Raw genomic sequence first — 11,422 nt, 5'->3', positions numbered from 1 at the left:
CCCGCTACGACAAACGAGCCACCCATTACCAAGCCATGGTCACCCTCGCCTGCCTCCGACTCTGGCTCCCATGACTTTCCGGACACCCCCTAGCGGGTGTCCTGTCGATCAGGAGAGCTTGCCGCCGTAGTCCGGCAGCTTGAAGGTGCGCTCGGCGTGGCCGCCGACGAGGTCGGTGGTGTTATTGCCGATGTTCGCGATGATCGTGTAGCCCTTGGCCTCGATCTCCGCGCGCTTCTCCGTCTTGTACGCGCTGACCTCGGCGAACAGATCGGGCAGGGAGCGCACGTACAGACCGTCGACCGGGTACCCGGCCTGCTTCAGGTTCCAGTCCGTGAGGGAGTGGAGGATGCCGGGGCGCGCGGTGACGAAGAAGACGTCGACCCCGCGCGCGTGGGCGTCGCGGACGAGGGCGCGCACCTCCGCGATGGCCGGGGTCGGCAGCTCCCAGAACGGGTGGAAGTCCGTCTCCAGGGAGCTGTTGTCGATGTCGAGGACGATCGCCTGCTTCTCCCGGCCGGCGTCCTCGGAGCGCTCCTCGATGTACGGGCGGGCCTCGGCGACCACGGTCGCCACGTCCCGCAGCCAGGTCGCGTAGTCGACGTCCTTGACGGCGGCGGTCGACGTGAGGTGGGTGTCGGGGTCGGCCGCGGAGGCGGCCGGCGCGGGACCGACGACGAGGAACGCGGCCAGCGCGAGGGTGGCGGCGGAGGTGGTCCTGACGGAGGGCATGGGGGGCTCCCGAGTGGTCGACCGGCTCAGTGGTTGACATGCTCGCGTCCCATATTGGCCAGGAGGCGACGAGAGGGCTACCGGTCGGTAGCAACTTTCTGAGCGGAGACCGACGAAGCCCCCGCTCCCTGGAGGGAGCGGGGGCTTCGCGGAAGCGTCAGGGATCAGCCGAGGCCGGGTCCCCGCACCGGGATGTGCGTGAACGTCGGCTCCGGGGCCGGGTTCTGGAAGAAGTCGTTGCCCTTGTCGTCCACGACGATGAACGCCGGGAAGTCCTCGACCTCGATCTTCCAGACCGCCTCCATGCCGAGCTCCTCGTACTCGACGACCTCGACCTTCTTGATGCAGTCCTGCGCGAGACGGGCCGCCGGGCCGCCGATCGAGCCGAGGTAGAAGCCGCCGTGGCTGCCGCAGGCGTCCGTGACCTGCTTCGAGCGGTTGCCCTTGGCCAGCATGACCTTCGAGCCGCCCGCCGCCTGGAACTGCTCGACGTACGAGTCCATCCGGCCCGCCGTGGTCGGACCGAAGGAACCGGAGGCGTACCCCTCGGGGGTCTTCGCGGGGCCCGCGTAGTAGACCGGGTGGTCCTTCAGGTACTGCGGCATCTCCTCGCCCGCGTCCAGACGCTCCTTGATCTTCGCGTGCGCGATGTCGCGCGCCACGACCAGCGGGCCGTTCAGGGAGAGCCGGGTCTTGACCGGGTACTTGGTCAGCTCGGCGAGGATGTCGTCCATCGGCTGGTTGAGGTCGATCTTCACCACGTCGTCGGACGCGTCGAGGTGCTCGTCCGTCGTCTCCGGCAGGAAGCGCGCCGGATCCGTCTCCAGCTGCTCCAGGAAGACGCCCTCCGCGGTGATCTTCGCGACGGCCTGGCGGTCCGCCGAGCAGGACACGGCGATGGCGACGGGCAGCGAGGCGCCGTGGCGGGGCAGCCGGACGACGCGGACGTCGTGGCAGAAGTACTTGCCGCCGAACTGCGCGCCGATGCCGATCCTCTGCGTCAGCTCGAAGACCTTCTCCTCCAGCTCCTTGTCGCGGAAGCCGTGGCCCGTCTCGGCCGAGCCCTCGGCGGGCAGCTCGTCCAGGTAGTGCGCGGAGGCGTACTTCGCGGTCTTCAGCGCGAACTCGGCGGAGGTGCCGCCGACGACGATCGCCAGGTGGTACGGCGGGCAGGCCGCCGTACCGAGCGAACGGATCTTCTCCTCCAGGAACTTCATCATGGAGGCCTCGTTGAGGACCGCCTTGGTCTCCTGGTAGAGGAAGGACTTGTTCGCGGAGCCGCCGCCCTTGGCCATGAAGAGGAACTTGTACGCGCCGCCGTCGGTCGCGTACAGCTCGATCTGCGCGGGCAGGTTCGAGCCGGTGTTCTTCTCCTCCCACATGGTGACCGGGGCCATCTGCGAGTACCGCAGGTTGAGCTGGGTGTACGCGTCGTAGATGCCCTTGGACAGGGCCTCCTCGTCGCGGCCGGAGGTCAGCACGTTCTGCCCGCGCTTGCCCATGACGATCGCGGTGCCCGTGTCCTGGCACATCGGCAGGACGCCGGCGGCGGCGATGTTGGCGTTCTTGAGGAGGTCGAGCGCCACGAACTTGTCGTTGCCCGACGCCTCCGGGTCGTCGATGATCCGCCGCAGCTGGGCCAGGTGCGCCGGGCGCAGGAAGTGCTGGATGTCGCGGATCGCCTCGGCGGCCAGCTTGCGCAGCGCCTCCGGCTCGACCTTGAGGAACGTACGGCCGTCGGCCTCGAAGGTGGAGACACCTTCGGAGGTCACCAGGCGGTAGGGCGTGGTGTCCTCTCCCAGCGGGAGCAGATCGGAGTACGCAAACTCTGGCATGGGGGCCATTCCTCACTCGGCAAGACGGCGCACCGCCTCCGTTGGCAGTGCGCCTTCCAGCGTAGAACGCGGGCCGGGCGCCGGTCCTGTGAGGTAAGGCTCACTTGGGGCCGGGACCACGCCGGAGTGTCGTGTTCCCGGCCGGGCACGTGCGGCGGGCCCGGTCGTGCGGCGGTGGGCCGCCGGGGGCGGCGAGCCCTCGTGGACCGTACTGAACAGTCCTGCCCCGGCGGTCCGTTCGGGTCGTCGTCCACAGGTCGCGGCCCCGCCCTCTGGTCGCGATCTATCGCGTTTCGCTAGGCTGGCTCCGTGGACCTCGAAAAGCAGCCCGAACCCGCGCCCGAAAAGCAGCCGCAGCGGCCGGCCGCTCCCGCCGAGACCGGCGTCACCGACCCCCGGGGCTCGTTGCGAGCCTCGGACGCGGACCGGGACCGGATCGCGGACATCCTGAGGGACGCCCTCGCCGAGGGGCGGCTCGATCCCGAGGAGCACTCGGACCGGATCGACGCGGTCTACCGGGCCAAGACGGTGGGCGAACTGGAGCCGATCGTCCGCGACCTGCCGTCGGCGCGGACCGGCCAGGAGCGGGAAGCGGCGTACGCCTACGGGCCGGAGGAGTCCGAAGGAGCCGCCGACAGCCTCGTCGCGATCTTCTCCAGCACCACCCGCAAGGGCCGCTGGCGGGTGGGCCGCCGGACCAACGCCTTCGCGCTCTTCGGGAACATCGAGATCGACCTGACCGAGGCGATCTTCGCCCAGCGGCTCACCACCATCAACGCCACCTCCATCTTCGGCAATGTCGAGGTGCGGGTCCCGGAGAACATCAGCCTGCGCGGCAACGGCAGCGGCGTCTTCGGCAACTTCGAGGTCGTCACCCTGGAGGGCGCCGACCCGCAGGCCCCGGTCGTCGTCATCAACGGCTACTCGGTCTTCGGGAACGTCGAGGCGAGACCCAAGCGCGGGAAGTGGATCACCGACCTCCAGGGCAAGCTCCGCAAGCACCTCGGCCACTGACCGGCCCCCGGCTCCGGGGGTGACCGGAATCCGCCCCCGGGTATCCGCAGTGCGGAACGGCACGGCACGCAGTGCATAGGCGCGCGCACAGCGGGTAGGGCTGGTGCATCGCCGCTCGCTCGCGAAGCCGTCGTCAGGAGTAGACCGTGCTGCAACCGCCGCATCAGCCCCTCCAGGTCGCCGCCGTCCCCCCTCAGCGCGCCCCTGCCCGGGAGGACGAGGCCGGTCCTTGGCACGCGGAGGCGGTGTGCCGCCGGGACGAGGCCGGGCTCTTCTTCGCCCCCTCCAAGGAGCCGACCGCCGCACGGCTCGCGCGGGAGGCGGCGGCCAAGAGGGTCTGCGGACGCTGTCCGGTGATGGTCGAGTGCCGGGAGCACGCGCTGCTCCAGCCCGAGCCGTACGGGGTGTGGGGCGGGCTCACGGCGGCGGAGCGCCGTGTCGCCCTGGCGCGGCGCCGGCGGCGTGAGGTGGAGCTGAGGAAGGCCGCCGCGACCGAGCGGATCGCCCAGGCGGGCTGACCCGGACCGGAGGCAAGCGGAAGCGCGGACACCGTTCGTTGTCCCGTACGGGAAGGGGCGCCCCCACCGCACATGGGGGGCGCCCCTCGTCATACCGTCCGGCCGGCGGCGGAGGCGCGCGGGCCTCGCGGGCCGCGGCCGGTGCGCTGTCCGCGTCCAGCTCGCGCGACTGCTCGCGCCCGCTGCTCGCGCCCAGCGCCCCCGCTCAGCGCCCCCGCTCAGCCGCGTTGCCGTTGCCGCTCAGCTCGGGCTGCTGCTTCCGCTCGGCGCCCGCTCGGCCAGGGCTGCTGTTCCCGCGCGGTTTCAGTCCGCGCGGTTCAGTTCGCGCGGTCGAAGTCGATCTTGCTGTACGCGCGCAGCTTCGAGAGCCGGTGCGTGGAGTCGATCTGGCGGATCGTGCCGGACTTCGAACGCATGACGAGCGACTGCGTGGTCGCCGTCTCCGCGCGGTAGCGGACCCCGCGCAGCAGCTCCCCGTCGGTGATGCCGGTCGCGACGAAGAACACGTTGTCGCCGGCGACCAGGTCGTTCGTGGAGAGGACCCGGTCCAGGTCGTGGCCGGCGTCGAGCGCCTTCTGCCGCTCGGCCTCGTCCTTCGGCCACAGCTTGCCCTGGATCACACCGCCGAGACACTTGATGGCGCAGGCGGAGATGATGCCCTCGGGGGTGCCGCCGATGCCCATGAGCATGTCGACGCCGGTGCCCTCGCGGACGGCCATGATCGAACCGGCGACGTCGCCGTCCGAGATGAACTTGATGCGGGCGCCGGTCTCGCGGATCTCCTTGACGATGCCCTCGTGGCGGGGGCGGTCGAGGATGACGACCGTGATGTCCTCGGGGGAGGACTGCTTCGCCTTGGCGACCCGGCGGATGTTGACCGACACGGGGGCGTTGATGTCGACGAAGTCGGCGGCCTCGGGGCCGGTGACCAGCTTGTCCATGTAGAAGACCGCGGACGGGTCGAACATGGTGCCGCGGTCGGCGGCGGCCAGGACGGCGATCGCGTTCGGCATGCCCTTGGCGTTGAGCGTGGTGCCGTCGATCGGGTCGACGGCGATGTCGACCTCGGCGCCGGTGCCGTCGCCGACCCGCTCGCCGTTGAAGAGCATGGGGGCTTCGTCCTTCTCGCCCTCGCCGATGACGACCACGCCGTTCATCGAGACGGTGGAGATCAGGGTCCGCATGGCGTTGACCGCCGCGCCGTCCGCGCCGATCTTGTCACCGCGGCCGACCCAGCGGCCGGCGGCCATGGCGGCGGCCTCGGTGACGCGGACCAGCTCCAGGGCGAGGTTGCGGTCGGGGGCCTCCGGGGAGACGACAAGCTCGGGCGGCAGATGATGCTCGGTCATCGGAACGCACCTTTCTGTACGGCGACGGCCGGAAAAAAGAGGGTGCTGCGACTCTATCGGTACGTCGACAAAATGAGCAGAGGGGCCCACGTATGAGCACGACACCGTGATGCGACCATGGTGGGCGTGGCAGGTATGCGAGGCAGGCAGACGGTACGCGGGATGTTCCAGTCCCTCGGGGTGATCTTGGTCGCCGCGGGAGTGATGTATCTCTTCATCCCACACGACGAGAACGCCGAACCGGTCAAGGCGAAGGACTACCGGGTCGAGCTTCTGACGGCCCAGCGGGCGGCGCCGTATCCGGTGCTGGCTCCCGAGGGCCTGGGGGAGGGGTGGAAGGCGACGGTGGTCTCGTACAAGCGTGACAACGCCGACGCCTGGCAGCTCGGCTTCCTCTCGCCGGACACCCAGTACGTGGCGATCCACCAGTCGACGGCGGCGCCGGGCACCTATGTCCCCGACGTCACGCACCGGGCGAAGAACACCGGGCGGACCCAGACGGTGGCGGGCCAGGTCTGGCAGCGCTGGGAGGGCCCCAAGTACGACGCCCTCGTCCGTGTGGACGGCGGCGCGACGACGGTGGTGACCGGCACGGCCTCCTTCGAGCGGCTGGCCGAGATGGCGGGCTCCCTCCAGTCGAAGAAGGTCTGAGCCGGTACGCCGGTGGACGTACGCGAAAAGGCCCCGCACTCGTGGAGTGTGGGGCCTTCCGTGTGCCGTCAGGCGCTGCCTTCGGGTCGCGTCGCCAGTATCAGACGGTGGTGACGACGTCCTTGTGTCGCGTCACCAGGATCAGACGGTGGTGACGACGTCCTCGTAGGCGAGGCGCGGGGAGCGCGGGAACCAGGCGTCCTCGCCCGGCTTGCCGATGTTGACGACCATCAGCGGGGTGTGGTCGTCGTCGAGGAACTCCTTCTGGAGTCCGGCGAAGTCCAGGCCGGTCATCGGGCCCGCGGCCAGGCCGGCGGCGCGGACGCCCACGATGAAGTACGCGGCCTGGAGGGCGGCGTTCAGCACGGCGGACTGCTCGCGGACCGGGCGCTCGGCGAAGAACACGTCCTTGGCCTGCGGGAAGTGCGGGAGCAGCGCCGGGAGCTCCTCGTGGAACTCGTTGTCGGCGGAGAGGATCGCGACGAGCGGGGCCGCGGCGGTCTTGGGCTGGTTGCCCTCGGCCATGTGCTTGACCAGGCGCTCGCGGGCCTCGGGGGAGCGGACCAGGGTGATGCGCAGCGGGGTCTGGTTGAAGGCGGTCGGGCCGAACTTCACCAGGTCGTAGATCGCCTGGACCTGCTCGTCGGTCACCGGCTCGTCGGTGAACGTGTTGGCGGTGCGGGCCTCGCGGAAGAGGAGGTCCTGGGCGGCGGGGTCAAGGGCGAGAGACATGCTGCGTACCTTCCGGACTGCAAAGGGGGGTCGCTCGAAAGGGGTTCAAGCGATGTCTCGACAGTACGCCCAGGATTGGTGAAAATTCAACTAATCCATCCGGATAGTGATCCGCTTCACTCGGAACTCTACGGCAGGACCGCTCCTCCCCACGACCCCCTCACTCGGCCCCGTCCCCGGCCTCCGCGGTCTCGGCCGCGCGCTCCGCCGCCAGGGAGGCGTCAAGACGGGCGCGGGCGCCCTCGAGCCGGCGCCGGCAGACCTTCGCCAGTTCCTCGCCCCGCTCCCAGAGCGCGAGGGAGTCCTCCAGGGACGTCCCGCCCGCCTCCAGTCGCCGCACGACCTCGATCAGCTCGTCACGCGCCTGCTCGTATCCGAGCGCCGCCTCTTCCGTACCGGCTGCCATCCGCTGCTCCACCTTCCGTAACCGCTTCTCTCTGGATGCTTTCCGCGTTGTCTCCGGGTGCTTTCCGCGGCCCCGCCCGGACGGGCCGCCCACGTGCCGCGCCCCTCCGACGGGACCGCCGGCGCGCGCCGCGCTTCAGGGCCGGATCGCCCGCGCGCCACGCCACGGGCGAGGCCGCCCGCGCGCCGCACTCAGGGCCGGGCCGCCGCCCACGCTCCCCGCCTCAGGCCGGATCGGCCACGCGCCGCACCGCGAACTCGCCCTCCGCGACCCGGGCCCGCAGCTCGTCGCCCTCCGTGACCTCATCGGGGGAGCGGACCACCGCGCCGTCCGCCCGCTGGAGCACCGCGTAGCCCCGCTCGAGCGTCGCGGCGGGCGACAGCGCCCGCACCCGCGCCCGCGTGTGCGACAGCTCGGAGTCCGCCCGGTCCAGGAGGTGTCCGAGGACGCGCCGGCTCCGGGCGAGCAGCGCCGCCACCTCGTCCTCGCGGACCTCGACCATGCGCTGCGGATGCTCCATGACGGGCCGCGCGAGCGTGTGCGCGAGTCCCCGCTCCTCCCGGTCGAGGAGCCCTCGCACGGTCCGCAGTGCCCGGTCCCGCAGCCCCCGTACGCGGTCCAGCTCCTCCCCGACGTCCGGCACGACCTTCTTGGCCGCGTCCGTCGGCGTCGAGGCGCGCAGGTCGGCCACCAGGTCGAGCAGGGGCGAGTCCGGTTCGTGCCCGATCGCCGACACCACCGGCGTACGGCAGTCGGCCACGGCCCGGACGAGCTGCTCGTCCGAGAACGGCAGCAGGTCCTCGACGCTGCCGCCACCCCGGGCGACGATGATCACGTCCACGTCCTCGTGCGCGTCGAGCTCCTTGACCGCCTGGACGACCTGCGGGACCGCCTTCACGCCCTGCACCGCCACGTTCCGCACCTCGAAGGCGACGGCGGGCCAGCGACGGCGCGCGTTCTCCAGGACGTCCCGCTCCGCCGCCGACGCGCGGCCGCAGACGAGTCCGATCCGGTGCGGCAGGAACGGCAGCGGCTTCTTCCGGTCGAGCGCGAAGAGCCCCTCGGACGCCAGGCTCCGCTTCAGCTGCTCCAGGCGGGCGAGCAGCTCGCCGATACCGACCGGCTTGATCTCCACCGCCCGGAGCGACAGCTGCCCGCGCGGCGCGTACCACTCGGGCTTCGCGTGCACCACGACCCGGGCGCCCTCCGACACGATGTCCGCGACGGCGTCGAACACCTGGCGGTAGCAGGTGACGCCGATGGAGATGTCGTGCGAGGGATCCCGCAGCGTCAGGAAGACGACCCCGGCGCCGGGGCGCCGGGACAACTGCGTGATCTGCCCCTCGACCCAGATCGCCCCGAGCCGGTCGATCCACCCCCCGATCAGCCGGGAGACCTCACCGACGGGAAGCGGTGCTTCGGCGGACGTAGTCAGACCCATGGACCGAGCGTAACCGCGCGGTACGACAACGTCAGGGGCGCGGGGCCGGGGATGTCTCCGGCAAAGGTGCCGCGTACCGAAAGGGCGGGTACGCCGGCGCCGCGCTCCGCCAGGGCGGGTACGCGGGCGCGCGCTCCGGCAGGGCGGGCACGCCGCCGCCGCGTCCTGAAAGGGCGGGTACGTCGGCGCCGCGCTGCTCCACGCGTCCTCAGCGTCGCGCCGCGCCCCCGAGAAGGCGGGCACGCCGGCGCCGTGCCGCTCCCCTCGTCCTCAGCGTGCCGCCGGGCCCCGCGTCGCCCCCTGGACGGCCAGGACCACCAGGCCCACCCCCAGCCACACCACTCCCACCACCTGCGCCTCCGGCGAGGCCTCCACGATGACCGCGATCAGGATCGCCGCCCCGACGACCGGCAGGACGATGTGTTTCAGCCAGTGCGGCGGACCCTCGGCCCGCCGTACCGCGAACCAGCCCACCACGCTCGCGTGCAGCAGGACGAAGGCCGTCAGCGCGCCGACGTCGACCACCGACACCAGGTGGTCGAGGCCGTCGTCCCTGCGGGCCGCCCACACCGCCGCGATCATCGTCACCGTCGCGGACACGAGCAGGGCCACCCTCGGCACGCCCCCGTCCGTCCGGGCGAGCAGGTGCGGGAGGCGCCGGTCGCGGCCCATCGCGAACAGCAGCCGGCAGCCGGCCGCCTGCCCCGCCAGCGCCGCGAAGGCGGCGCCGATCGCCTTGGACACGGCCACGAGGTCGTGCAGCCAGCCGCCGACCGAGGTCTCCACGGCGTCGTAGAAGGCCGAGCCCTGCTTCCCCGGATCCGCCGCGAGCTCGGCGGAGGAGACCGGTTCGAGGAGCGCGACGAGCCAGGACTGCGCCACGAAGAGGACACCCGCGAGGGCCAGGCAGAACAGCACCGCCCGCGCCACCTTCGCCGAACCCCCCGTGACCTCCTCCGCGAAGGAGGCGATGGCGTCGAAGCCCAGGTAGGAGAGGACGGCCACCGACACGGCGCCCACCACCGCCGCGAGCGAGAACGAGACGTCGCCGGTGAGCGGAGACCACCAGTCGCGCCGTGCCCCGTCCCGTACGAGCACCACCACGGCCGAGACGACGAAGACCAGCAGGACGACGATCTCCATCGCGAGCACCGCGAAGCCGACCCGGGCCGCGGCCCGCACGCCCCAGAGGTTGAGCAGCGTGGTGACGACGACGGCGATCCCGGTCCACACCCACCGGTCCACCTCGGGGACCAGCGCCTCCATCGCGATGCCCGCGAAGAGGTAGGCGACGGCCGGGATCAGCAGGTAGTCGAGCATCGCCATCCAACCGGCGATGAATCCCGGCCCCTCACCGAGCCCCTTGCGGGCGTACGTGAAGACGGAACCGGCCTGCGGGGCGACCCGCACCATCTGCGCGTAGCTGAACGCCGTGAACGCCATGGCGACGGTGGCCACGACGTACACGAGTGCGACGGCGCCGCCCGACTTGGCGTCGAGCGTGCCGAAGACACCGACGGGAGCCATCGGCGCGATGAAGAGCAGCCCGTACACGACAAGGTCACGGAACCCGAGGTTCCGTCGAAGTCCCGTGTGGTCCCCGCGCTCCGCCACCTGCGATTCCTCGGACATGGCGACAGTTTCGGCCACGACACCGATCAAACCCCTCACCGACGCGGCCTTACGATGGGACGCATGACTGCAACGCCCGCGCCGACGCCCGAGTCCGCCCCCGCGACGAACCGTCCGAAGCGTGTCCTGCTCGCCGCTCCGCGCGGCTACTGCGCGGGCGTGGACCGTGCCGTGATCGCCGTGGAGAAGGCCCTGGAGCAGTACGGGGCGCCGATCTACGTCCGGCACGAGATCGTCCACAACAAGTACGTCGTCCAGACCCTGGAGCGGAAGGGCGCGATCTTCGTCGACCAGGCGACCGAGGTGCCGCCGGGGAACATCGTGATGTTCTCCGCCCACGGCGTCGCCCCGACCGTCCACGAGGAGGCGCGCCAGGGCCGCCTCAAGACCATCGACGCGACCTGCCCGCTGGTCACCAAGGTCCACAAGGAAGCCGTCCGCTTCGCCAACGACGACTTCGACATCCTCCTCATCGGCCACGAGGGCCACGAGGAGGTCATCGGCACCTCCGGCGAGGCCCCCGACCACATCCAGCTGGTCGACGGCCCGGGCGACGTCGCCAAGATCGAGGTCCGCGACCCGTCCCGGGTGGTCTGGCTCTCCCAGACCACGCTCTCGGTCGACGAGACGATGGAGACGGTCGACGCGCTGAAGGAGAAGTTCCCGCAGCTGATCTCCCCGCCGTCCGACGACATCTGCTACGCCACGCAGAACCGCCAGATCGCGATCAAGGAGCTCGCCGGTCAGGCCGAGCTCGTGATCGTCGTCGGCTCGAAGAACTCCTCCAACTCGATCCGCATGGTCGAGGTCGCCAAGCAGGCCGGCGTCCCCGCCGCCTACCTCGTCGACTTCGCGAGCGAGATCGATGAGGCCTGGCTCGAGGGCGTGACCAGCGTCGGCCTCTCCTCCGGCGCCTCCGTCCCGGACGTCCTCGTGCAGGAGGTCCTGGAGTGGCTCTCGGAGCGGGGCTACGCGGACGTCGAGATCGTCAAGACGGCCGACGAGTCGCTCACCTTCTCGCTCCCCAAGGAACTCCGCGACAAGAACCTGCGGGCCGAGGCGGCGAAGCTCCTCGACGCCACGCCGGTCACGGAGTAACACCGCGCCCCAGC

General features: G+C 71.1%; 11 protein-coding genes. 4 read left to right on the top strand and 7 right to left on the bottom strand.

The genetic code is table 11. The features are described 5' to 3' along the window. Positions 1–108: 108 nt before the first annotated feature. Together ACFVYX_RS25040 and ACFVYX_RS25035 are read right to left on the bottom strand one after the other, a co-directional pair. A complete protein-coding gene (locus tag ACFVYX_RS25040) occupies positions 109–732 on the bottom strand; it encodes an HAD family acid phosphatase (protein WP_389683698.1) in 624 nt (207 codons plus the stop codon). Between the two features lie 164 nt (positions 733–896). Then, complete coding sequence (locus ACFVYX_RS25035; protein WP_389683697.1) at positions 897–2,576, bottom strand: fumarate hydratase; 1,680 nt, start codon at positions 2,574–2,576, stop codon at positions 897–899. 300 nt (positions 2,577–2,876) lie between these two features. On the opposite strand from ACFVYX_RS25035, the gene ACFVYX_RS25030 reads away from it, so the two are divergent. Both ACFVYX_RS25030 and ACFVYX_RS25025 read left to right on the top strand, forming a co-directional pair. After that, entirely contained in the window at positions 2,877–3,581 is a 705-nt protein-coding gene (locus tag ACFVYX_RS25030; RefSeq protein WP_389683696.1) for a DUF1707 domain-containing protein, read from the top strand. A gap of 146 nt (positions 3,582–3,727) precedes the next feature. Next, the gene (locus ACFVYX_RS25025) at positions 3,728–4,099 is read left to right on the top strand and encodes a WhiB family transcriptional regulator (protein WP_056551586.1); all 372 of its coding nucleotides are present in this window, start codon (positions 3,728–3,730) and stop codon (positions 4,097–4,099) included. Between the two features lie 317 nt (positions 4,100–4,416). On the opposite strand, the gene glpX is transcribed toward ACFVYX_RS25025, so the two are convergent. Beyond that, positions 4,417–5,448 (bottom strand): class II fructose-bisphosphatase, encoded by a 1,032-nt coding sequence (gene glpX / locus ACFVYX_RS25020; protein ID WP_389683695.1) that lies wholly within the window; start codon positions 5,446–5,448, stop codon positions 4,417–4,419. A 117-nt stretch (positions 5,449–5,565) separates the two neighbouring features. Between glpX and ACFVYX_RS25015 the strand changes: the two genes are divergently transcribed. Further along, entirely contained in the window at positions 5,566–6,099 is a 534-nt protein-coding gene (locus ACFVYX_RS25015; RefSeq protein WP_389683694.1) for a DUF4245 domain-containing protein, read from the top strand. A gap of 141 nt (positions 6,100–6,240) precedes the next feature. Here the strand turns inward: ACFVYX_RS25015 and ACFVYX_RS25010 are convergent, their stop codons facing one another. The 4 genes from ACFVYX_RS25010 to ACFVYX_RS24995 all read right to left on the bottom strand — a co-directional run bounded on the left by ACFVYX_RS25010 (position 6,241) and on the right by ACFVYX_RS24995 (position 10,310). Further along, the gene (locus ACFVYX_RS25010) at positions 6,241–6,831 is read right to left on the bottom strand and encodes a malonic semialdehyde reductase (RefSeq protein ID WP_389683693.1); all 591 of its coding nucleotides are present in this window, start codon (positions 6,829–6,831) and stop codon (positions 6,241–6,243) included. 160 nt (positions 6,832–6,991) lie between these two features. Further along, entirely contained in the window at positions 6,992–7,237 is a 246-nt protein-coding gene (locus ACFVYX_RS25005) for an exodeoxyribonuclease VII small subunit (protein WP_389683692.1), read from the bottom strand. A gap of 223 nt (positions 7,238–7,460) precedes the next feature. Then, complete coding sequence (xseA, locus tag ACFVYX_RS25000) at positions 7,461–8,678, bottom strand: exodeoxyribonuclease VII large subunit (protein WP_389683691.1); 1,218 nt, start codon at positions 8,676–8,678, stop codon at positions 7,461–7,463. A gap of 270 nt (positions 8,679–8,948) precedes the next feature. Next, positions 8,949–10,310, bottom strand: coding sequence for an APC family permease (locus ACFVYX_RS24995; RefSeq protein ID WP_389683690.1), 1,362 nt, complete (start codon positions 10,308–10,310; stop codon positions 8,949–8,951). Between the two features lie 54 nt (positions 10,311–10,364). Between ACFVYX_RS24995 and ACFVYX_RS24990 the strand changes: the two genes are divergently transcribed. After that, positions 10,365–11,408 carry a 4-hydroxy-3-methylbut-2-enyl diphosphate reductase gene (locus ACFVYX_RS24990; protein ID WP_389683689.1) on the top strand — a complete coding sequence of 348 codons (1,044 nt, stop codon included), beginning with the start codon at positions 10,365–10,367 and terminating at the stop codon, positions 11,406–11,408. Positions 11,409–11,422: the final 14 nt, after the last annotated feature.

It is taken from the genome of Streptomyces sp. NPDC058326 (genome assembly GCF_042879855.1).
In the GTDB taxonomy this organism is placed as follows: domain Bacteria; phylum Actinomycetota; class Actinomycetes; order Streptomycetales; family Streptomycetaceae; genus Streptomyces.
This window is presented reverse-complemented; position numbering and strand designations above follow the sequence as displayed.